This is a genomic window from Neorhizobium sp. JUb45 (genome assembly GCF_004343585.1).
GTDB lineage: Bacteria > Pseudomonadota > Alphaproteobacteria > Rhizobiales > Rhizobiaceae > Neorhizobium.
Window position 1 is genome coordinate 159,916 of the sequence record NZ_SLYW01000006.1, and the last position, 21,569, is coordinate 181,484.

19 protein-coding genes are annotated in these 21,569 nt (G+C 59.0%); 10 read left to right on the top strand and 9 right to left on the bottom strand.

What is annotated here, in order from left to right:
- Window position 1 precedes the first annotated feature (1 nt).
- From EDF70_RS21955 to EDF70_RS21970, 3 genes are all read right to left on the bottom strand, one after another.
- Window positions 2-820: a DUF1206 domain-containing protein gene (locus tag EDF70_RS21955; protein ID WP_132277916.1), complete on the bottom strand. Its 819-nt coding sequence runs from the start codon at window positions 818-820 to the stop codon at window positions 2-4.
- A 317-nt stretch (window positions 821-1,137) separates the two neighbouring features.
- A complete protein-coding gene (locus tag EDF70_RS21965) occupies window positions 1,138-3,435 on the bottom strand; it encodes an FdhF/YdeP family oxidoreductase (protein WP_132277920.1) in 2,298 nt (765 codons plus the stop codon).
- A 36-nt stretch (window positions 3,436-3,471) separates the two neighbouring features.
- On the bottom strand, window positions 3,472-4,551 hold the full coding sequence (locus EDF70_RS21970) for a catalase family protein (RefSeq protein ID WP_132277922.1): 1,080 nt from the start codon (window positions 4,549-4,551) through the stop codon (window positions 3,472-3,474).
- Between the two features lie 147 nt (window positions 4,552-4,698).
- On the opposite strand from EDF70_RS21970, the gene EDF70_RS21975 reads away from it, so the two are divergent.
- Together EDF70_RS21975 and EDF70_RS21980 are read left to right on the top strand one after the other, a co-directional pair.
- Window positions 4,699-5,301 carry a DedA family protein gene (locus EDF70_RS21975; protein ID WP_132277924.1) on the top strand — a complete coding sequence of 201 codons (603 nt, stop codon included), beginning with the start codon at window positions 4,699-4,701 and terminating at the stop codon, window positions 5,299-5,301.
- Complete coding sequence (locus EDF70_RS21980; protein ID WP_132277926.1) at window positions 5,298-5,759, top strand: MgtC/SapB family protein; 462 nt, start codon at window positions 5,298-5,300, stop codon at window positions 5,757-5,759. Before EDF70_RS21975 ends, EDF70_RS21980 begins: the two co-directional genes overlap by 4 nt.
- A gap of 96 nt (window positions 5,760-5,855) precedes the next feature.
- On the opposite strand, the gene EDF70_RS21985 is transcribed toward EDF70_RS21980, so the two are convergent.
- Window positions 5,856-6,152 carry a PRC-barrel domain-containing protein gene (locus tag EDF70_RS21985; protein WP_132277928.1) on the bottom strand — a complete coding sequence of 99 codons (297 nt, stop codon included), beginning with the start codon at window positions 6,150-6,152 and terminating at the stop codon, window positions 5,856-5,858.
- 169 nt (window positions 6,153-6,321) lie between these two features.
- On the opposite strand from EDF70_RS21985, the gene EDF70_RS21990 reads away from it, so the two are divergent.
- Window positions 6,322-7,215: an SDR family oxidoreductase gene (locus EDF70_RS21990; RefSeq protein WP_132277930.1), complete on the top strand. Its 894-nt coding sequence runs from the start codon at window positions 6,322-6,324 to the stop codon at window positions 7,213-7,215.
- 21 nt (window positions 7,216-7,236) lie between these two features.
- On the top strand, window positions 7,237-9,873 hold the full coding sequence (ligD, locus tag EDF70_RS21995) for a DNA ligase D (RefSeq protein ID WP_132277932.1): 2,637 nt from the start codon (window positions 7,237-7,239) through the stop codon (window positions 9,871-9,873).
- A 20-nt stretch (window positions 9,874-9,893) separates the two neighbouring features.
- On the opposite strand, the gene EDF70_RS22000 is transcribed toward ligD, so the two are convergent.
- A complete protein-coding gene (locus EDF70_RS22000; protein ID WP_132277934.1) occupies window positions 9,894-10,709 on the bottom strand; it encodes a Ku protein in 816 nt (271 codons plus the stop codon).
- 15 nt (window positions 10,710-10,724) lie between these two features.
- A complete protein-coding gene (locus EDF70_RS22005) occupies window positions 10,725-11,597 on the bottom strand; it encodes a Ku protein (RefSeq protein ID WP_132277936.1) in 873 nt (290 codons plus the stop codon).
- 651 nt (window positions 11,598-12,248) lie between these two features.
- Between EDF70_RS22005 and EDF70_RS22010 the strand changes: the two genes are divergently transcribed.
- Both EDF70_RS22010 and EDF70_RS22015 read left to right on the top strand, forming a co-directional pair.
- Entirely contained in the window at window positions 12,249-12,476 is a 228-nt protein-coding gene (locus EDF70_RS22010) for a hypothetical protein (protein WP_132277938.1), read from the top strand.
- 160 nt (window positions 12,477-12,636) lie between these two features.
- Window positions 12,637-12,930, top strand: coding sequence for a GNAT family N-acetyltransferase (locus EDF70_RS22015; protein ID WP_132277940.1), 294 nt, complete (start codon window positions 12,637-12,639; stop codon window positions 12,928-12,930).
- Window positions 12,931-13,037: 107 nt separating this feature from the next.
- Here EDF70_RS22015 and EDF70_RS22020 read toward each other — a convergent pair whose 3' ends face one another.
- From EDF70_RS22020 to EDF70_RS22030, 3 genes are read right to left on the bottom strand one after another with little or no spacing between them, the layout of a single operon-like run.
- Window positions 13,038-14,282, bottom strand: a complete 1,245-nt coding sequence (locus EDF70_RS22020; protein WP_132277942.1) for an amidohydrolase family protein — start codon at window positions 14,280-14,282, stop codon at window positions 13,038-13,040.
- Window positions 14,283-14,284: 2 nt separating this feature from the next.
- A complete protein-coding gene (locus EDF70_RS22025) occupies window positions 14,285-15,856 on the bottom strand; it encodes a gamma-glutamyltransferase (protein WP_245519285.1) in 1,572 nt (523 codons plus the stop codon).
- 1 nt (window position 15,857) lies between these two features.
- Entirely contained in the window at window positions 15,858-16,547 is a 690-nt protein-coding gene (locus tag EDF70_RS22030) for a GntR family transcriptional regulator (protein ID WP_132277944.1), read from the bottom strand.
- A 291-nt stretch (window positions 16,548-16,838) separates the two neighbouring features.
- Between EDF70_RS22030 and EDF70_RS22035 the strand changes: the two genes are divergently transcribed.
- From EDF70_RS22035 to EDF70_RS22050, 4 genes are all read left to right on the top strand, one after another.
- Window positions 16,839-18,341, top strand: coding sequence for an ABC transporter substrate-binding protein (locus EDF70_RS22035; protein WP_245519296.1), 1,503 nt, complete (start codon window positions 16,839-16,841; stop codon window positions 18,339-18,341).
- An 89-nt stretch (window positions 18,342-18,430) separates the two neighbouring features.
- The gene (locus EDF70_RS22040) at window positions 18,431-19,396 is read left to right on the top strand and encodes an ABC transporter permease (protein ID WP_132277948.1); all 966 of its coding nucleotides are present in this window, start codon (window positions 18,431-18,433) and stop codon (window positions 19,394-19,396) included.
- Between the two features lie 12 nt (window positions 19,397-19,408).
- Window positions 19,409-20,365 (top strand): ABC transporter permease, encoded by a 957-nt coding sequence (locus tag EDF70_RS22045; RefSeq protein WP_132277950.1) that lies wholly within the window; start codon window positions 19,409-19,411, stop codon window positions 20,363-20,365.
- 8 nt (window positions 20,366-20,373) lie between these two features.
- Window positions 20,374-21,567, top strand: coding sequence for an amidohydrolase family protein (locus EDF70_RS22050; RefSeq protein WP_132277952.1), 1,194 nt, complete (start codon window positions 20,374-20,376; stop codon window positions 21,565-21,567).
- The last annotated feature ends 2 nt before the right edge of the window (window positions 21,568-21,569 follow it).

Here is a 21,569-nt window from a genome sequence, read left to right on the forward strand (position 1 = left end):
CTCAATTTCGGAATGGTATCGCGCGCTCGACGTCATGTTTTGTTGGGCCACGGACGGTTCGGTATCGTGCCTCGATGAGATTATAGACACCGAATGCCGCCAGCCCGACGGCGATCACGACATAGATCACCGAACCGAACGGAAGCTCGCTCAACCAGTCCAACGCATCGGACATGCTGCCTGCCTCATTCGGATCGACCCGAAAACCCGCATAGGCAAATAGCAGGCCGGTGACGGCAAACACCACGCCGCGCGAAACGAGGCCGTAGATGCAGATTGTCGTCAGAATGCCTTTTCGATCGGGAATGCGGACGTATTTTTCGAACTTGCGCATGACGCCCTTGGACGCAGTCACGACACCGCCGACAACAAAGCCAAGTCCGACAGTGATTGCCAGATAGGATCCAAATGGCTGCGTCATGATCCATTCCGCAAGGCCACGCTCACCTGAGCCCTCGCTGCCGCCGCCCATGTTCACCGCATGGCCGAGTGCATAGCCGGCCACACCAACATATGTCACAGCACTTCCCAGGAGAGCGGCGCGGATGAGGACGCCCTTCGCATCCGTGCCATGACCATCACTGTCGGCAAGAGCCTGAGCAAGGCGCCAAGCCACAAAACCAAACAGCCCTAGACCGATCAGACCCACCCAGATGCGGCCAAAGGGTTGGTCGAGAAGCGTTGAAATCGCCGACTTGGTCTCCGGTTTGCCGCCGGCCACACCGGAAAACAGGGCGAGGCCCGCAATCAGCAAAAACACGACGCCACGCGCGGTGTATCCGGCTTTGGCGAGCCATTCGAAACGAGGTTTTGTCGGCAATTTGATGCTCCGCAAATCTGGGATTTGCATGACAACGCGCCAGAGACCGGAAGGTTGTCTCAGCGGCGCCAGGACGCGTCGAAACAGGTCGGATTTGGGGCTATGGCAAGCCCCAGTCAGTCACCTTTCCGGCCGCCTTCCGGTTTTCCTGCTTCGGCGGAGGCGGCTCGTTATGAACGGTTGCATCTTCCGATCCAGTGATCACGGTTGGCTTTGCACTGTGGACACCGTCCGCTTTGCGGTCTGCCTGCGAGGGAGCGAACTGGCCCTTGGCGTCGTCTTTGGGGTTTCCCATGCGGATATCCTCCTTTGCTGGTTTATGCGCTGACGGCTGATACATCCGCCACGATCCTGACGGGGATCGCCTTGGCTGCCGGCGTTTTGGAAAGTTCGTCATGGTGGTCGATGGCGTTCAGCACGTTGCATTCCGGATAATAGGCGCCGATCGTGCCGCGCGGCAGTTTGTGCGATACAACAGTCAAGCCGGAAAGCTGGCGATGTTTTCCATCGGAAAAATCGCTGACGAGCGTGACGGACTGTCCTTCTGAAAATCCCGCTGCAGCGATGTCGTCTTCGCACATCAACACGACATCGCGCGTGCCTTCGATGCCCCGAAAGCGATCGGAATATCCGTAGATGGTCGTGTTGAACTGATCATTTGAGCGCATGGTGATCAGACGGAAACGACCCGGCGCATCCTCGAAGGATATGGCGTTCAGTCTGTGGGGAGTTGTGAACACGGCCTTTTTCTCTTCCGTATTCCAGATGCGGTCATGGGCATCGTTTCCGCGATAAAACCCACCGGGTTCGAACATGCGCGCGTTGTAATCCCTGAAATCCTTGGGATAGGTCGCCTCGATCAGGTCTCGCACGAGGCTATAGTCGCCGGTCCAATCATCCCATTTCAATTTTGGGTTTGACGCAAGTGTTGCCTTGGCAATGCCCGCCACGATGGCAAGCTCGCTTTTCAGGTGTTTCGAGGCCGGTGTGCGTTTGCCAATCGACCCGGAAATATGGGAAAAGCTGTCTTCCGTGGTCACCGACTGATTGCCCGTCGCCTGGATGTCCTGCTCTGTACGGGTCAGGCAAGGCAGGATCCACGCCTCCTTACCGGGAAACAGGTGGCTACGGTTGAGCTTTGTCGAGACCATCACCGTCAGGTCCTGGTTCGCCCATGCTGTTTCCATATCCTTCTGGTCCGGAACCGCCCGCACAAGATTGCCACCCAGCGATATGAAAGCCTTGATTTTTCCTGCCATCAGACCTTTGACGGCATCAACAATCGGTGTTCCGTCCTCCATTGGCGGATCGAAATCGAACAGGGCCTTCAGCTTCTCCATCGGAATGAGTTTGGTTTTTTCGGCAATGCCGACAGTGCGCTGACCCTGAACGTTGGAATGCCCGCGCACGGGACAGCATCCGGCCCCCTCGCGGCCGATATTGCCGCGCAGAAGCAGAAGATTCACCAGCATCGCCACGTTCAGCGTGCCTTGGGCATGCTGGGTCAAACCCATGCCGTAAACGCCGATGACACGTTCCGCAGCGATATAGGTTTCACCGGCTTCGCGCAGATCGGCTTCGGATAACCCGCTTTCCCGTTCGATATCGGACCAGTTGGCGCCGCGTACAAAGGTAATGAACGGTTCCAGGCCTGTCGTGTGTTCAGTGATGAACTCGACGTCGAGGACACGCTTCGAGCCGGAGGCAATTGCTGCATCGTCCGCCTCGACCACCACCTTGCAGAGGCCAAGAATTGCGGCGACATCGCCGCCGGCCTTTACCTGCAGATACTGGTCGGAGATCTTTGTCTCATGCCCCGTGACCATATCGAACGGATTTTGCGGACTGACGAACGACACGAGCCCCTGCTCGATGACCGGATTGAAAGTGACGATCTTTGCACCGCGTTTTTTGGCGTCCTGAAGCGGATGCAGGAAGCGCGGGCTGTTGGTGCCGGGATTCTGTCCAAAGAAGAAAAACGCGTCGGTCTTTTCCAGATCCTCCCAGACGATGGTTCCCACCGGCGAGCCGATCACCTTGTTGAGCCCGACCGATGTGGTTTCATGGCACATGTTCGAGCTTTGCGGCAGGTTGTTGGTGCCGTAGACACGCGCAAGCAGCGCATAGAGATAGGAGGCCTCAAGACCTGCGTGACCGGATGAATAAAACACCACGCTATCGTGATGCAGGCGTTTCAAAGTCCTCCCGATCCTGTCAAACGCCTCGTCCCAGGTGACTTCCAAATAACGATCCGTCGCATGGTCGAACCGCATGGGATGGGTCAGGCGACCCGTCATTTCCAGATCGTGATCTTTCCAGTTCCTGAGTTCGCTGACGGTATGGTCGTTCCAGAAGTCCGGTGTGCAGCGCGCATTGGTGAGTTCCCACATTGTCGCCTTCGCACCGTTTTCGCAAAATTCGAACGGATGGTAGTTTTTCGGCTTCGGCCAGGCGCAGGAAACGCACATGAAACCGCCGGGCTTGTTTTGCCGTGCCAGGGTTTCCAGAACGGCTGGTGTCGGCCAGCTCTCCCCGTAGATGCGTGCGATCGATTTGAGGGACCCCCAGCCTCCGGCCGGGCCTTTTCCATCCGGGTTGCTGACATAATCGGCCATGGTTTTTCTCCCAATCTGTTACGGACGGTGGCGGCGTTACGCCTGCGGCTCATGCATGGGACAACGATTAAACGCCTGCCTGAAGTCGGCCGAATGCTGATAAGCGGACCGGCGGGCACGATTGATGTTGCCGAGCGGTTGGTGCGCGGCCAGCCCCGTCCAGACGCTGAAACGCATCTCTTCGTCGACCGTGCGAACCTTGTCGTCGTTCCAGCTGTCCTGCGGTTCTGCTGTCACGGTCGCGACGGTGACGAATGGTGCGTCGTCCTCGGACCATTCCACCGTCGGGTCCTCGATTGGCTGTTTTTCAGTATCGCAACAGAGCTGAACCTGAAATTCCCAGACCGCTCTGGTCGTCAGCATTTCCGCCTGGACCGTTTCGCGGATCGCATCTTCACGCACGCTGGTATCGATGATCTTGCCAGTCAGGGCAGTCAGATCAGGGGAAACTGGCTTCAAACGGAACTTTGCGATGTAGTCGCCATAGCGAAATGGCGTTACGCTGAAATAGGTCTCTCCCAATGGGTCGACATTTGGCGCGCCACCCAGCGACTGTACCGCAGGGCTTGCCACCCCTACGCTTTCAAGCGCGGTGTTGACGGTCTGCAGCACACTCGACATCACCACCTTGGTGCCTTCCATCCGGTCGGTAGTTTTTGCAAGCATCTTCAGACTTTTAAGAAACTGCGCCGCCGTCTTCGCCTGGAATACCGGGCCGTTGACCATGACAAAGTCCTGCGTGGTGCCTTCGGCGCCCGGCAAACGATCGCCAAACACATCGACGACCTTCATGGCAAGGCCACGCGGCAGCGACACGGCATCGGGCAGAATGTCTCCTGCATTCGTCGAGATGCGCATGTAGACTGGATGTTCGCCAGCAGACTCGAACAACCCTTGCGCCAGTTCCGCGGCAAGCCCCTCATGCACACGCATCACGCCCTTGATTATGCCGTGAGCTTTTGCGTGCACAGAACGCACAGCATGCCCGTAATCTTCGGCGGTTCGTTCAAGGATGGTGTCAAACGCCTCATTGAGGCCTGCCTGTGTTTCCTTCTCGTCGGAGTGAAAGGTTTCAATTTCGGGCGTGTAGCGGATAGGGGAGGCGGCAGATGACATGTAACAAGCTCCAATGGGCGGGACTATTCAAACTCCACGCCGTCAGGATCGTTCCTGCCTTCTGTTCTCCGCACGGCAAGCGTCCGCATCAATGTAACTTTTTGACTTTTCGAACGTTTGGCAACGCAGCCATAGTAGAGGTCGAGAATGGAAAACCTGGTGCATATGATGATGGAGAAACTCGGGCCCGTGGGGATCGCGCTTCTCATGTTTCTCGAGAATGTCTTCCCACCTATTCCATCAGAACTGATCATGCCGCTTGCCGGATATCTGGCGACGCGCGGTGACATGAATATTTTTGCGGTCATCGCGGCCGGAACCATAGGGTCAATGCTCGGTATTCTTCCCTGGTATTTCCTGGGACGCAGGCTCGGTCACGAAGGGGTGCGGAAATTTGCGTCGCGCCACGGCCGCTGGCTGACCATGACGGCGTCCGATGTGGATGCTGCGGCTGATCGCTTCAAGCGCCATGGCGCGGTCTCGGTGCTTGTTGGTAGGCTGATCCCGACAGTCAGGACACTGATATCTGTGCCGGCCGGTGTCGCGAACATGCCCATTGCCCAGTTTCTGGCGCTATCCTTTGTCGGTACGCTTGTATGGACCGCAGCGCTGGCAGTCGCCGGTTATGTGTTGGGGCAGGCCTACAGCACTGTCGCCGATTATGTCGATCCGGTTTCCACTGGTGTGCTCGTCGTTCTGGTTGCCATCTACATCTACCGCGTCGTTACCTACAAGGAGGAACGCGCATGAGTGAGTGGCTGAACGCGCTAGGATTGCAGCTCAATATTATCCCACATCTGGCTGCCCTCTTGTTCGCCTATGTGCTCGCTTTGCCGATCGGCTGGGACAGAGAGAAAAATGAACGCAGCGCCGGTTTGCGGACGTTTCCCCTCGTTGCCATCGCGGCCTGTGGTTTTATCCAGGCTGCGGAGACTGTTACTGCGGGTAATGCTGAAGCGACGGCGCGGGTGGTCGAGGGACTGATCAACGGGGTCGGCTTCATCGGAGGTGGTGCCATTTTGGTCGGCAAGGCCAGCACGCGTGGGACGGCGACGGCTGCGAGCCTGTGGGCGACTGGCGCAGTCGGTGCTGCCGTTGGCCTTGGGGCCTATGACACGGCAATCGTGCTGTCGATCGTGACGTTTGCAACGTTGCGCGTGATGGCAAATTTCAAGTCTTCGCCGATTGAAAGTGATCGTGATCCCTAAGTCATGGTTTGGTCCGGAGGACAATTGGACTCCAAAACAGAAATGGCCCGGAGCGGGATCGCGACCGGGCCATTCTACTGACTGCTTGATGACTGATCAGTGTTTGTGCTCAGGCATCTGCTTCAACTGATCTTTCGTCCAGCTCGTCACGGCATGGACGTCACCGTCTTCATCGCGCATGAATTCAAGATCGGTCAGCGGCACTGCCACCGGCTTTGCACCGATGCCCAGAAAGCCGCCGACATCAATGATCGCGGCGCTGCCTGCGCCGGCGCCGTGGATATGGTCGACCTTGCCGACCTTGTGGTCATCCGCACCATAGATGGTCGCGCCTTCCAGCGTGCCGGGAATGAGTTCAGCAGTGCTGAGGCGAACGTGATTGGTATGATCCATTGGGGCATCCTCCTTTTCGATTTGTTCTGCAAAACCAACCGGCGGCCTCCGGTTTTGTTCCGAATGTTTTTCACGATCATCTGCGATTTCGATGAGGTTGATTGTACCGACCGGCCGGAACTCAGGGGCATCCGGCGAGTTTTCGAAAAATGGACCGAAAGGATTTTCGATGACCGATCGTTTGAATATGCAGGACCCCAGAACGCAATACCCCGCTCCGCCATTCACAACTCAGGAACAGGCCATGCCCGGTCTTGCCCGGCACATGTTGCCAAGGCCTGATCATGGCGAACAATCCTACAAGGGATCAGGACGGCTTGTCGGCCGCAAGGCTCTGATAACAGGTGGAGATTCCGGCATCGGTCGTGCCGCGGCGATTGCATTCGCGCGCGAAGGCGCCGACGTCGCCATCTCCTATCTCGCCGAAGAGGGCGAAGATGCGCGCGAAGTGATGGCCCTGATCGCGGCGGAAGGCCGCAAAGGTGTTGCCCTGCCGGGCGACATCAAGCAGGAGGCCTGGTGCCGCGAAATGGTGTCGAGGGCTGTCGATGAACTGGGTGGCCTCGATATTCTGGTCATCAATGCTGCCCGTCAGCAGTATCGCGATGATGTGTCGCAACTGTCGACGGACGATTTCGACGCTACGATGAAAACCAATCTCTATGCTTTGCACTGGATTGCGCAGGCTGCGGTGCCGCACCTGCCGGCCGGTGCCGCCGTGATCACCACGGCCTCGATCCAGGCTTATCAGCCATCTCCCATCCTGCTCGATTATGCCACGACGAAGGCAGGCATCGTTGCCTACACGAAAGCGCTGGCCAAGCAGCTTATCAAGAAGGGCGTGCGCGCCAATGTGGTCGCACCGGGCCCATTCTGGACCGTGCTACAGCCGAGCGGCGGCCAACCGGACGAGAAGGTCAAAAACTTCGGCAAGGACAGCGATTTCGGCAGGCCGGGTCAACCGGTCGAACTGGCGCCCATCTACGTTCTGCTCGCATCCCAGGAAGGCAGCTACCTGAATGGCGAAGTCTTTGGTGCGACCGGCGGCAAGGGCGTCGATTGACGGTGAGGTGAGCGTATTCCTATGGCCGACGACAAGCTTCGAACCTACAAGCAAAAGCGTGATTTCAAGCGCACCACTGAGCCGGGCGGGGTCGTACAGGTAAAACCGTCGAACCGCCTGCGTTTCGTCATTCAGAAGCACGATGCGACACGCCTGCATTACGATCTGCGGCTTGAACTGGATGGTGTGTTCAAATCATGGGCCGTGACGCGCGGCCCATCGCTCGATCCGGACGACAAGCGCCTGGCGGTCGAGGTGGAGGATCATCCACTTGATTACGGTGATTTCGAAGGCACGATCCCGAAAGGCGAATACGGTGGTGGTACCGTCATGCTGTGGGACCGCGGCACCTGGGAACCGGAAGGTGATCTGTCCCCGGAGGAGGCTATCGAAAAGGGCGATCTGAAATTCGTGCTTCATGGCGCTCGCCTGCACGGCAGCTTTGTTCTGGTGCGCATGAAGAACGACCGTGACGGAGGCAAGCGCACCAACTGGCTTCTGATCAAACATCGCGATGATCACGCGGTCAGTCGCAATGGCGGCGCAATCCTCACCCGCGAGAAGAACTCGGTCGCGTCTGGTCGGGATATGGCGACGATTGCGGACGGCAGAGGAAGGAAGCCGCGACCGTTCATGTTAAGTGAACCGGTGATTGAAGCGGACGCCATCTGGGACAGCAGCGAGGGACTTGCAGCAGAAAACCGCAGGACCCGCGATGAAAGAAGCTTTTCGAAAAACGAGCGGACCTCCGAGGTGACGATGCCGGACTTCATTGCGCCGCAACTCTGCAAGACACAGGACAGGCCACCCCCGGGGTCAGCATGGCTGCATGAAATCAAGTTCGATGGCTACCGGATCCAGATGCGCGTGGAAGCGGGTAAGGTCATCTTGAAAACACGCAAGGGCCTGGACTGGACAGACCGTTTTCGCCAGATCGCCACGGATGCTGCCGATTTGCCGGACGCAATCATCGATGGTGAGATATGTGCCCTAGACGATCATGGTGCGCCCGATTTTGCGGCCCTGCAGGTCGCGCTGTCCGAAGGCAACACAAAAGATCTGGTCTATTTCGCCTTTGACCTTTTGTTCGATGCCGATCAAGATTTACGCGAACAGCCGTTGGACAAGCGCAAGAAGCGCCTTGAAAGCGTTTTGGCCGATGGCAAGGCGGGGCCTCGCATCCGTTATGTCGATCATTTCGAAACCGGTGGCGATGCGGTTCTGCGGTCGGCCTGCAAACTGTCCCTCGAAGGCATCGTCTCGAAAAAGCTGGATGCACCGTATCAATCCGGCCGGAGCGATAGCTGGATTAAATCCAAATGCCGGGCAGGGCATGAAGTGGTCATCGGTGGTTACGCCACCAATGGCAGCCAGTTCCGGTCGCTGCTGGGGGGTGTCTATCGAGACAAGCATTTTGTCTATGTCGGTCGTGTCGGCACGGGGTTCGGCGCCGGTCGTTCCAGGCTGCTGTTGGATACCCTGAAACCCCAGATCGTCGCCCGTTCTCCCTTCACAGGTATCGGCGCACCGAAAAAGGAAGCCGGGGTCCATTGGGTCAAGCCGGAAAAAGTTGCCGAAATCGAATTTGCCGGATGGGGTGCCAACGGACTTGTGCGCCAGGCGGCGTTCAAGGGACTGAGGGAAGACAAGCCGGCTGACGAGGTTACCACCGAAGAACCGGCTTCGCCAACGAAGGCTGAAATCACGAAGCCGCCTGAACGCAATGCGGCACTTTCGAAAGCCTCATCACGTTCGGCTCGGGCAGAGGTGATGGGCGTTCTGATCTCTCATCCCGCCAAGGCGCTTTGGCCGGGCAACCAGAATCCAGTCACCAAACAGGACCTGGCTGAGTATTATGAGGCCGTCGGCGGCTGGCTGATCGACCATGTTCGCGGTCGCCCCTGTTCCGTGATCCGCGCGCCGGATGGAATTGGTGGAGAACAGTTTTTCCAACGTCATGCCATGTCGGGAACATCGAACCTTCTGGAGCTGGTGAAGGTCTCGGGCGACAGGAAACCCTATCTGCAGGTCGATCGTGTCGAAGGGCTGGCGGCGCTGGCGCAGGTAGCGGCTCTCGAGCTGCATCCCTGGAACTGCCAGCCGAACGAACCGGAAGTCCCCGGTCGGCTTGTCTTCGATCTCGATCCAGGTCCCGACGTGCCTTTCCCGACAGTGGTCGAAACGGCCCGGGCCTTGCGTGACCGCCTCGACGCGCTTGGACTTCTCAGCTTCTGCAAGACGACAGGCGGAAAGGGACTGCATGTCGTGACGCCGCTCCAAGCGACAAAAGGAACGTCGCCGAACTGGGATGATGCAAAGAATTTTGCCCGCCGTGTGTGCGAACAGATGGCGCAAGAGCAACCGGAACTTTACCTGACGAAGATGGCGAAGAAGCTGCGGAACGGCCGCATCTTTCTCGACTATCTGCGCAATGACCGGATGGCGACGGCGGTGGCGCCCTTGTCACCGCGGGCCAGGCCCGGCGCCACGGTATCCATGCCTCTAACCTGGGCTCAGGTGAAAACCGATCTCGATCCGACGCGTTTCACGATCCGCACGGTGCCCGCCCTGATCGAAAAGAGCGATGCGTGGAGGGATTATTGCCAATCCGAACGCTCGCTCGCCGAGGCGATCAAGCGGCTCGACAGGATGATCTGAACGATCGCACCCTTCCGTCGCTATTTATTCTTCGAGCTGCGGTTGTCAGCCTCGACCGATTTGCGCAGGGCATCCATGATGTTGATGACATTGCTCGGCTTGTCGGTCTCGGATGTGCTCGCCTTTTTCGGCGCAGGCGCGCGGCGATGTTTCTTTTTCGAATTGATGATGTCGAGGAGATTTTCTTGTACGGGGTCGGAGACCATTTTGGCGTCCCATGGCCGGGTCTGCTTCTCGATGAGCTTGCGGATCAGCGGCAGCATTGCCTTTTCCGGCTTTTCCTTGCCTAACCCTTTGAAATAATCGGCCTCGTCTCTGACCTCGTCGCCATATCTGAGGGTCCAGAGCACGATACCCTTGCCGCGTGGTTCCAGCATCACCGCCCGTTCTCGGCGGCCCAGCACCAGTCGGGAGATGCCGACCATTTTCTGCTTGTCCATTGCGGCGCGAATGACCGCGAAGGCCTCGTCGCTCACCTTGTCGTTCGGTGTCAGGTAATAGGGCTTGTCCAGCCAGATCCAGTCGATCTCGTCGCGTGGCGCAAATGTCGAGATGTCGATGGTCTTTGTGCTCTCCAGCGCCACATTGTCGAGGTCGTCGTCTTCCAGCATGACGTAATCGTCCTCGCTGCGCTGATATCCTTTCACCTCGTCCTTGTCGCGAACCGGCTTGCCCGTGCCCGAATCCACGTACTGGCTGAGCACCCGGTTGCCGGTATCGCGATTGAGGGTGTGGAACTTGACCTTGTCGCCATCAGACGTCGCAGGCGTCATTTCGACCGAACAGGTGACCAGCGAAAGCTTCAGATAGCCTTTCCAATAGGGGCGCAGTGCCATGTAACGATCTCCTGCCTATCCTGCTTTCTGACGTGACGTGTTTTCGGATGATTTGGGCGCCTTTTTGCGTGCGCTGTTGGCGTTCGCAGACTTTGGCTTGCTGGTGGATTTCTTGGAAGCGCCAGCGCTGTCCCTCAAGGCCTGCAGCAGGTCGCTCGGTTTCGACGCCTTGACGGCCTTCGGCTTCTTGAACGGCTTGCCCTCGATCTTGGCCTTGACCATTTCGGCCAAGGCTTCCTCGTATCGATCATCGAATTTGGATGGATCGTAGCCGCCCTTTTTCGTGGCGATAATATGCGACGCAAGATCGAGCAATTCCTTGTCGATTTTTATATCCGGCATATCATCGAACGCCTCGTCGGCTGAGCGGACCTCGTAATCAAAGTTCAGCGTCGTGCCGATCAATCCATCACCATGGGGGCGAATCAGAACCGTTCGCAGACGACGAAACAGCACGGTACTCGCAATCGCCGCAACCTTGGCTTCCTTCATGCCGTCACGCAACAGGGCAAACGCCTCCTCGCCGGATGTCTGAGGTGCGAGATAATAGGGTTTGTCGAAGTAGACATCATCGATCTCGTCGCATGCGATGAACGCATCAATGGCAAGTGTCTTGTCGCTGTCGGGAATGGCGGCTGCGATTTCCTCGGGCTCAAGGACGACATATCGGCCATTGCCGGTCTCATATCCCTTTACCTGGTCGTCATGTTCGACTGCATCGCCAGTCTCGCTGTCGACAAATTCCCGGCGCACGCGATTGCCCGTCCTGCGGTTGAGGATGTTGAAGCTGATCCGTTCCGAAGAGGAGGCCGCTGTGTAAAGTGCCACAGGGCAGGAAACCTCACCGAAGGTAATATGTCCTTTCCAGTTCGCACGCGGTGCACTCATCTCGGCCTACTCCTTACACTGTCGTTTCATAGAACCGAATGGCCCACGGAATCGTTCCGCAAGATTGGCTTTGCGGAGTTGATCGATGGCGAGGCCGTTCACATCGGGTGCGCCGGTGGCCGTTGGGTCATTCGCACGCGAACACCCGCATGCCCAACGCGGCGTGTTTCCGATACCTGTGCAGACTGATGTTCGCAGGCGGCTATCTTTAAGGATCTGATTTCCGCGGCAGCCTGCAGAAGCGCTGATGCAATCTCTACGTCGGTGAAGGCCGGGACCGCCCGTGCCATTGTCATCATGTCGATTGCGACATCCTGACCCTGGCCATAGGAGGCAAGACCGACGCATTCGCGCATATCTCGGATCGTTTCATAGGAAATATCGAGGAGGCAGGCCCGTGTAGCCTCTGGCAACCGATCAATACGGTTGGCAGCCTTCACGAGCGCGGCAACAAAGTCTGATGCATTCTGCATCTCATCACCATGACCTTTATATTCTGGTCTGACCTAACACGAACTGGCGTGAATCAGTTCCCTTAGGGCATTACTTGCAAACCGCCGGAGACCTTGCGACGCGCTAAAATGTTTGACGATTGCCGCAACCTTTTCATTCATCCTGCATTATCGGCGCGCATTGCAGGAGACGAGAAGAATGAAGGTGATCGAGGACTGGCTCGAGGATAAGCTGGCAGCGCGAAAAATGGTGCTGGGATATGTCGAGGATGCCAGCGAGTTCAGCATGCTGGCGGGAGCTTTGCGAGCCGAGGCGCAAGCGGCGGGCTATAGTCCCAACATGTTGGTCAAGGCATGCGGTGGAGACATCTGCTCATACCTGATGCAGGTAACGCAACGTACGGACATGCAGATAGCGGCTGAGTAACGTGTGGCCTTTGGAAGCGCGTTATAGCTCCAGACTGTTTACAGACTTTAAGATAGTAAGATGATGCCAGTTCTTTTTGGGACAAGCCTGTGACAGCAGGCATAATTCATTTTCGGCTCGCTCGAGGCCAGTCAGTTCATCATAAAAAACTGGTCACGTCATTGCATTATGTGCCTTCAGCGCGATTTATCCCGGGCCCGGCTTGCATGCTGGGATCTTTCTGAAGGAGCTTTACGTGACCCGGAATTGTCGCAGCGCCGGTCTCGGTAAGGCATTGATGCGAGAGCTTGCGATCATCGCCCGACAAAGAAATCTAAAGCGCATCGACTGGACTGCCGATGCGGACGATAAGCGTCTTCTGCAATTCTACGATGAGCTGGGCGGCACACGCCGGCCCGAAAAGCTGTTTTACCGTCTGGATGGCAACGCTCTTCTCCGGCTGGGCGAAGGTTAGCCGAAAATGGCTTCCTTCAATGCATCACCGAAAGACCGGTGGCAGACTCTATTGCCGTTGCGTGTTGTGCAGATTTTTGCAGAACGGCAGCCCTGCCGGCGGTTTGATCATTGACGGGTAATGGTGGGTCCGCCGAGCAGTTGCGCCCTGGGTCTGAGAAACGTCTTTATCCCGTTTTTCCAACCTGCAAGTGCAAGCACCGACGACCTGATGGCCCCGTACAAGTCGGTTGTGTCTAGGATCACAATGTCCGCCGGTCCGCCGATTGCCAGCTTATGCTTTACCCCCATGATTGCTGCAGCCTTCGCCCCAACCATGTCAAACACCAGCTCGATGTCTGCATCACGGGAAAGCTGCATGACATTGGCATAGAGATTGGCCATCCTCGACAGCGACGCGTCACCGAACGGGGTGAACGGGTTCAATACGTTGTTGGTGGCAATGGCCGTTCTGACGCCAAGGGCTGCGAGACGGTGCGCCGGCGTGATGCCGCGCGGAATGTTTGACGTATATTGCCGCCCCGTCAGAAAAAGGTCCGTCGCCGGCAGGACGGTCAAAGCGATGCCAGCATCGGCAAGTTTATGGCCGATTTCCGCAAGTGCCGACGGTTCCAGCGCAGAAAGATTGGTGACATGGCCGATCGTGACGCGACCGCCGTAACCGTTCTGCCGTGTCGCCTCGATCACCGCCGGCAGGTCCGTTTTTGTCGGATCAAGACTGAAGTCGAGATGGAAATCGATATCCACGTCGTGTGTTCTGGCGAGCGCAAAAATCCTGCGGATATGTTCGGCCGGATCGGCATCGGTATAGGGGCAGCCGCCGATCAGGTCCGCACCCGAACGGAGCGCCTCGTCGAGCATGGCTTCCGTCTCCGGTTCCTGCGTCAGGCCTTCCTGCGCGAAAGCACAGATCTGGATGTCGATCGCAAATGCATAGTCTTCCCGCACCCGCTTGATCGCCTCGAACGAGCGCATGCCGGCCCGCGGATCGATTTCGACAAAGGTCCGCATACGGTTGGTACCGTGCTGGATCGCCCTGGCGACAAGCGCCGCCGCCCGTTCGTAGACATCCTCCTCGGTAAAGCCGGCTTTTGCCTGCGCCGTTTCCCGCACCCCCTCCTCAAGCGTGCCGGCGCAGATCGTGCAGCGATCCAGAATGCAGGCCTTGTCGAGGTGGATGTGACTGTCGACGAAACCCGGAAAGGCGAAGGCGCCGTCGAGATCCTCTTCCTCCACAGCCTCGCAACGCAGCCCCGGCGCAATTTTCGCGATAAGGCCGTCCTGGATGGCAATATCGACAGGATCGGGGTGTTGGGCGGTGCGAACGTTGCGCAGCAGAAGATCGACTTTCATACTCACTCCAATAGGGCGATGGCGCAGCCATCGCTGCGCGGATCATGCGCGCCTTCCATCCCGCCGTCATCGCCGATGCGAATGACGCCGGCCTGTCCGGAAAGAGCACTCAAGGCCGGGATAGTGATGACCTCGTGGCCGCGGGCGGTGAGCGTGGCGAGAACATTGTCGCCGACCGATTGTTCGATCTTCAGGTTGTCGCGACTGTCGGAAAAGGTGCGGCCGAGCAGAAAACGCGGAGCCGAGAGCGCAGCCAGCGGATCGAGACCGTGGTCGATCAGACGGCTGAGCAGCACGGTCAAAGTCTGCGGCTGACCGTCGGCCCCTTGTGTTCCGTAAAGAAGATGCGGACGCCCGTTCTTCAAGCCTATGCCCGGATTGAGCGTGTAGAAGGGGCGTTTGCCGGGCGCAAGCACATTGGGGCTTTCGGGATCGGTGCTGAACGCGGCCCCGCGGTTCTGCCAGATGATGCCGGTATCGGGTAAAAGGACGCCGCTGCCCCAGTCGTAATAGGTGCTCTGCAAAACGCTCGCGGACCGGCCCTCGCCATCGACGGCGGCAAGATAGACCGTATCGCCGGTCTGGAAACGGTGCGGCCATGGCAGGGCGGCTTTGGGATCGATGGCAGCCGCCTTGTGTGAGAGGGTTTTGGCCGCGATCCATTCGCCACATTGCTGCGCGACAAAATCCGGATCGGCGATCTGGCCCCGGTCGATAAAGGCCTGTTTCACCGCCTCGACGCAGAAATGGTAGAAATCCGGGGATGTCGGATCCACGTCCTGCATCGGAAAACGGGAGAGGATGCCCATGATGGCAAGCGTCGAAATACCCTGGGAAGGGGGTGGCGGTGCCAGAAGTGTTATGCCGCGATAATCGATGGATACCGGATCGGCGAGCGTGGCTGCCGTTTTTATCAGGTCGCCCGCACGGATCGGGCTGCCGGCTTTCTCAAGGGCGACTGCAATCCGGTGCCCGGTGTCACCCTCATAAAATTCGCGGTGCCCGTGCAGCGCGATCGCTTCCAGAACAGTGGCAAGCTGTGGCTGACGCTGCTCTCCTTCTGTCACGAAAGCGCTGGCGACACCCGGCCAGTTTTCGATTTCTCCGTTGCGGAAGGCATGCCAGTGCCGTTGCGACTGGCTGACCGGAAAACCGCCGGCCGCCAGTTCGATCGCATCGGCAAGCAGCGCTCCGAGGGTTTCCTTGCCCTGCCAGTTGTCTGCGGAAAACCGCAGTGCCTCGCCCCAGCTGTCGATCACGGCCGCGGTCGTCAGCGCCGAAAGCGGCCCGCGTGCCGGGATCGTTTCCAGCACCGGCAGTTCGGCTGCGGCCTGGCCGATGCCCATGATCGCCTTCTGCCGTCCCTGCCGGTCGGCGACGATCCAGATCGCATCGCCGCCGAGCCCGCAAAAATGCGGGTAAACGACGGTCAGCGCGGCGCCAGCCGCAATCACCGCCTCGATTGCCGTGCCGCCGCGGCGCAATACCTTGGCGCCGGCCTCGCTGGCGCGCCTGTGCGGGCTCGTCACCATGCCCTGCCGGGACCGTGCCGCTGAATTCGCCGTCTGGTCCATGTTATTCGGACGCCGACATGTAGCGGTTGAGGATTTCGGCGATATCGGGACCATCGTCCTTGTCATCTGTCTTGGCACGGTCTTCGACGGCATGCAGGTGATGGTCCATGATCCGGCTTGCGGTTTCCGGGTCCTGTTCCTTCAGTGCCTCGATCAGCTGCACGTGCTCGTCGATGCCGCATTCGGCGGAATGCGGGCGGCCAAAACGGGCAAGGATCAGCGACGAGCGCGAGACGACCTGGCTGATGAAGTCGATCAGCAGTTTCGAGCCGGTGAGTTCGGCAAGCAGGATGTGGAACTCGCCGGCAAGCCTGATCGAGCGGGGCGAGGAGGCCTGAAGCGCTCTTTCCTCCTCCCTGACATGGCTGATCAGCGCATCGATGCCATCGCGCGGCATGCGTTTGCACAGCCTTTCGATCACCTCGCGTTCGAGGCAGCGCCGCAAGGCGAACACTTCCTCGGCCTCTTCCAGCGTCGGCATGGCGACGGCGGCGCCACGGTTCGGCTTGATCTCGACAAGCCCGTCGGAGGCAAGCCGTAAGAGCGCATTGCGCGCACTCGTACGGCTGACGCCAAACGTATCGCCGATGGAATCCTCCGGCAGTTTGGTGCCCGGCTTCAACGCCTGTTCAAGTATGGCTCGGCGAAGCGACGCATAGATCGCATCGCTTCTGCTGAGATTCGTGGACATCGCTGTCGACCTTTCTCCTGCATGCATTTTCTACGCATATTGCACAAAAAGTGTACGGCATCCAGTCCAATAAATTGCATGCAATTTTGTGTTGATCTTGTATTCGTTCTGATTTAGCCTCCTCTCAATCCGACAGAGAAGAGGCAAAAAGCCGCCTGCTGGAGCGGGTAACAACGTCATGCGATCCAGCTTCAGGCGCCGCCCTGTGGATATTGCATGCAATCCGAGGGGAATCTATCAATGCAATTATCGAAAATCCTGGTCGCGGGCGTTGCCCTGTTCGCCACGGCAATGCCGGCAACGGCCGCAACCCTGAAATGGGGTGCATCGCGCGATATCAGCTCGCTCGACCCCTATTCCTATGGCGACAGTTTTGCGCTCGGTGTTCTCAACCATGCATATGAGGGGCTGGTCCGTTACGACCGCAATCTCAAGATCGAGCCGGCGCTGGCCACATCCTGGGAAATCGTCTCGCCGACAACCTGGCGCTTCAAGCTGCGCGAAGGTGTGAAATTCCACAATGGCGCGGCTTTCACCGCCGAGGACGTGCAGGCCTCGCTGCTGCGCGCATCCAATCCTAAATCGCCGCTACGCGGCAATATCCCGGCCTACAAGGGCTCGCGGGTCATCGACGCGCACACGATCGAGATCGATGTCTCCGCCAATTATCCACTGTTGGCCAACGACCTGACGACGATCTACATTTTCGACGCCGGCTGGCTGAAGGACAACAATGCCGAAGCCCCGACCGATGTTGGTTCCGGCACGGAAGGATATGCCACCTACAATGAAAACGGCACCGGTCCGTTCAAGGTCGAGAGCCGCCAGCCGGATGCTAAGACGGTTTTTGTCAAGTTCGATGGATGGTGGGACAAGCCCCAGCACAATATCGATCGGATCGAACTGACGCCGATCGCCTCGCCGGCAACTCGCGTTGCAGCACTTCTGGCCGGCGATATCGACTTTACCGATCAGGCGCCGGTGCAGGACCTGCCGCGGCTTGCGGCCTCGCCGGAGGTCAAGGTGCTGGAAGGCACAGACCTGCGCACCGTGATGATCGGCTTTTCCCAGCGAGACCAGCTTCTGTCGGGCGCGGCAAATCCGATGAAGGATCTGCGCGTGCGCCAGGCGATGCAGCTTGCCATCGATCTCGACCTCATCAAGAAGAAGGTCATGCGCGGCAAGTCGCGCAATGCCGGTGCACTCGTCGCGCCGCAGATCCCCGGTTACGATGCTGCGCTCGATACACCTGTGAAGGCCGATCCAGAAAAGGCCAAGGCGCTTCTGAAGGAAGCCGGCGCAGAAGGGTTCGAGTTCGAGTTCAACTGTGCCGACAGCCTCGTCAACGAGGAGCAGATCTGCCAGGCGGTTGCCTCCATGTGGTCGCGTGTCGGGCTGAAGCCGAAGCTCGATCAGGGCACGCGCGCGGTGCAGACGCCAAAACGCTCGTCGGGCAAGGTCGATGTCTATACGCTCGGCTGGGCAACGCTGCCGATGCTCGATACCTACAGCCTCACCTCGCAGGTGCTGCACACCAAGGAGGGCTCTTTCGGTATCTTCAACTGGGGCGGCTGGTCCGACAAGGAATTCGACAAGGTGACGGAAGCCTCGGCGGTCGAGCTTGACCAGACAAAACGTCTGGCGATGGAAGCGCAGTCGCTGAAGATCGCCAAGGATCACGCCCTGATGATCCCGTTGCACCAGCAGCCGCTTGCCTGGGCGACAAGTGCGAAGGTTCAGGACTTTCCGCTGTTTTCCGACAACCTTCCCCGCCTGTGGCTGGTGAAGATGTGACCCCGCGACCCTCGCTGCGGTCCAAACGCGGTGGGGGGATTGCTTCCTGTTGAACGGATCGACCCGGATATCCTGGCCAAGGAGCGCCCATGCTCGCCTTTCTCGTCAAACGTATCGGCAACGCCATCCTCGTGATGCTGACCGTCGCCTTTTTCGCCTTCCTGATCTTTCGTTTCCTTGGCGATCCCGTCGAGATGATGGTGAATGAAAGCGCCACCCAGGTGGAGCGCGATGAACTGCGCGGCCGCCTCGGCCTGAACGACGGTTTTCTCGTTCAATATATGCGTTTTGTCGGCAATGCCGCACAGGGCGAATTCGGCCTGTCCTGGCGCAACCAGCAGAATGTCATCACCCTGATCGGCGAACGCTTTCCGGCGACATTCGAGCTGGTCATCATCGCCACCATCCTGTCGCTGGCGATCGGCATTCCGCTTGGCGTCTTCACCGCCATCGGTCGTGGACGCTGGTGGGCGGAGGGTCTGCAGTTTTCCTCCATCGTCGGCGTGTCGCTGCCGAGTTTTTTTGTCGGCATCATCCTGATCCTTGCCTTTTCCGTCAGCCTCGGCTGGCTGCCGGGTTATGGCCGCGGTGAAGTGGTGCGGCTCGGCTGGTGGTCGACAGGCCTTTTGACATCGTCGGGACGTGCCGCGATCGTGTTGCCGGCCCTGTCGCTGTCGCTGTTCCAGATCACGCTGGTAATGCGGCTGGTGCGCGCCGAAATGCTGGAAATCCTGCGGGCCGATTTCATCAAGTTCGCCCGCGCCCGCGGCATCGGCAGACGGGCGCTGTGGTTCCGCCATGCGCTGAAAAACTGTCTCATGCCGGTCGTCACCCTGACGGCCATGCAGGTCGGTAACCTGATCGCCTTCGCGCTGGTCACCGAAACGGTCTTCCAATGGCCGGGCATGGGCATGCTGTTCATGCAGGCGGTCACTTTCGTCGATATCCCGGTGATGGCAGCCTATCTCTGCATCGTATCCTTCATCTTCGTAACGCTGAACACGTTCGTCGACATCGCCTATGCGGTGATTGACCCGCGCCTGCGCGCCGCGTGACGGGAGGCCATCATGACGATTGTCGAACAGACCACCAACCGGACCGTCCGCACCACACCCTCGAGGCTTTCCCGCATGCGCAGTTCCGACCTGTGGTGGAGTTTCAAACATCATCCCTCCGCCGTAATCGCTGCGATCCTGCTGCTGCTTCTCATCGCCTCGGCATTCTTTGCGCCTTTCATCACCGTCCAGAACCCCTACGATCTTGCCTCGCTCGACCTTCTGAATGCCGAGATCCCGCCGATCTGGATGGAGGATGCCCAATGGCCGTTTCTGCTCGGAACCGATACGCAAGGGCGCGACCTGCTCTCGGCCATCCTTTACGGTTCGCGCGCATCGCTGGTGATCGGCGCGGCGTCGGTGGCCGTGTCGCTCGTCGTCGGCTCGGCGCTCGGACTGGTGGCGGGTTATTACGGCAAATGGGCCGATGGCCTGCTGATGCGGGCCGGCGACGTGCTTTTGTCGATGCCGACCATGCTGATCGCCATTCTGGTCTCCGCATTGGCGCGGCACGCGCTGCCGCCCTCGCTTCGGGAAGTCGGGGCCTCCGGTGTCATCGTGCTGGCCATCTCGCTGTCGGCCTGGGTGCAATATGCCCGCACCGTCCGGGCACTGACCATGGTCGAGCGCAACAAGGAATATGTGCAGGCCGCGAAACTCATCCGGGTGCCGACATGGCGCATTCTCGTCAAGCATATCCTGCCCAACACCACCACGCCGCTTCTGGTGACGGCGACGCTGAATTTCGGCCTCGGCATCCTGATCGAGGCGACACTTTCCTTCCTTGGTGTCGGCATGCCGCCGGAACAGCCTTCGCTCGGCACGCTGATCCGCATCGGCAACCAGTTTCTATTTTCCGGCCAGTGGTGGATCGTGCTGTTCCCCGGCCTGCAGCTCTGTCTGCTGGTCGTCTCCATCAACGTTCTGGGCGACTGGCTGCGCGACGCCCTCAATCCCAAACTGCAATGAGGTTTTCCATGAGCGACCTTCTGATCAGAAACACCCGACCCATGAGCGGCGATCTGGCCGACATCCTTATCCGTGACGGCCGCGTGGCGGCGATCGGGCCGGACCTTGTTGCCGAAGGTGTTTTGAGCGAAGACGCCGGTGGCCGTATTGCCATTCCGGGCCTGGTCGATGCCCATACCCATCTCGACAAGTCGCTGCTCGGTTACCCGTGGTATGTCAACGAGGTCGGTCCGCGCCTGATCGACAAGATCGACAACGAGCGCAGGGTGAAGAAGGATTTCGGGCTCGACGCCCATGTCCAGTCGATGCGCCAGTCGCTGCAATCGGTCGGTTACGGCACGACCCTGATCCGCACCCATGTGGATATCGACACCGATCAGGGTCTCGTGGCGCTGGAAGGCGTGATGGAAACCCGCCAGCAGCTGGCCGGCGTGGTCGAGATCGAGATCGTCGCCTTTCCGCAATCCGGTCTGATGCGCCGGCTGGGAACGGCGGACCTGCTCGATCAGGCAATGGCCATGGGCGCCGATCTTGTCGGCGGGCTCGACCCCTGCGGCATGGACCGCGATCCCAAGGCGCATCTAGACACGATTTTCGCGCTCGCCGACAAATACGGCAAGGGCATCGATATCCATCTCCATGAACTCGGCGAGCTCGGCGCGTTTTCGATGGAGATGATTTTTGAGCGTATCCGCGCCACGGGCATGCAGGGCAAGGTCGCGGTCAGCCACGCCTTCTGCCTGGCACTGCCCGACTGGAATATCTCGCAAGGGCTGATCGACAGCTGCGCCGAACTCGACGTGCCGATCCTCACCACCGCGCCGCCGTCCCGCGACGTGCCGTCCCTGAAGCGGCTGCATTCGGCCGGTGTACGTTTCGGCGCCGGCGTCGATGGTTTCCGCGATACCTGGGGACCTTACGGAAATGGCGACATGCTGGAGCGCGCCATGTTGCTCGGCATGAAAAACAACCTGCGCCGCGACGACGAATTGCTGATGGCGCTCGACGTCTGCACGACGGGTGGCGCGATGGCGATCGACCGCAAGGACCACAGCCTCACCATCGGCGGACGTGGTGACGTTGTGATCGTCGAGGGCGAGACGGTGGGCGAGGCGCTGGTCACCCATCAGCCGCGAAAGCTGGTGGTGACCGCCGGCAATGTCGTTGCCCGTGAAGGCAAAAGCCTGCGGAAACGGCCATGAGG

Excerpts from the sequence above, each read along its gene's own strand:
- EDF70_RS21965 (WP_132277920.1), bottom strand. The coding sequence starts at position 3,435 with ATGGCCGATTATGTCAGCAACCCGGATGGAAAAGGCCCGGCCGGAGGC.
- EDF70_RS21970 (WP_132277922.1), bottom strand. The coding sequence starts at position 4,551 with ATGTCATCTGCCGCCTCCCCTATCCGCTACACGCCCGAAATTGAAACC.
- EDF70_RS21975 (WP_132277924.1), top strand. The coding sequence starts at position 4,699 with ATGGAAAACCTGGTGCATATGATGATGGAGAAACTCGGGCCCGTGGGG.
- EDF70_RS21980 (WP_132277926.1), top strand. The coding sequence starts at position 5,298 with ATGAGTGAGTGGCTGAACGCGCTAGGATTGCAGCTCAATATTATCCCA.
- EDF70_RS21985 (WP_132277928.1), bottom strand. The coding sequence starts at position 6,152 with ATGGATCATACCAATCACGTTCGCCTCAGCACTGCTGAACTCATTCCC.
- EDF70_RS21990 (WP_132277930.1), top strand. The coding sequence starts at position 6,322 with ATGACCGATCGTTTGAATATGCAGGACCCCAGAACGCAATACCCCGCT.
- ligD (WP_132277932.1), top strand. The coding sequence starts at position 7,237 with ATGGCCGACGACAAGCTTCGAACCTACAAGCAAAAGCGTGATTTCAAG.
- EDF70_RS22000 (WP_132277934.1), bottom strand. The coding sequence starts at position 10,709 with ATGGCACTGCGCCCCTATTGGAAAGGCTATCTGAAGCTTTCGCTGGTC.
- EDF70_RS22005 (WP_132277936.1), bottom strand. The coding sequence starts at position 11,597 with ATGAGTGCACCGCGTGCGAACTGGAAAGGACATATTACCTTCGGTGAG.
- EDF70_RS22010 (WP_132277938.1), top strand. The coding sequence starts at position 12,249 with ATGAAGGTGATCGAGGACTGGCTCGAGGATAAGCTGGCAGCGCGAAAA.
- EDF70_RS22020 (WP_132277942.1), bottom strand. The coding sequence starts at position 14,282 with ATGAAAGTCGATCTTCTGCTGCGCAACGTTCGCACCGCCCAACACCCC.
- EDF70_RS22025 (WP_245519285.1), bottom strand. The coding sequence starts at position 15,856 with ATGGACCAGACGGCGAATTCAGCGGCACGGTCCCGGCAGGGCATGGTG.
- EDF70_RS22030 (WP_132277944.1), bottom strand. The coding sequence starts at position 16,547 with ATGTCCACGAATCTCAGCAGAAGCGATGCGATCTATGCGTCGCTTCGC.
- EDF70_RS22035 (WP_245519296.1), top strand. The coding sequence starts at position 16,839 with ATGCCGGCAACGGCCGCAACCCTGAAATGGGGTGCATCGCGCGATATC.
- EDF70_RS22040 (WP_132277948.1), top strand. The coding sequence starts at position 18,431 with ATGCTCGCCTTTCTCGTCAAACGTATCGGCAACGCCATCCTCGTGATG.
- EDF70_RS22045 (WP_132277950.1), top strand. The coding sequence starts at position 19,409 with ATGACGATTGTCGAACAGACCACCAACCGGACCGTCCGCACCACACCC.
- EDF70_RS22050 (WP_132277952.1), top strand. The coding sequence starts at position 20,374 with ATGAGCGACCTTCTGATCAGAAACACCCGACCCATGAGCGGCGATCTG.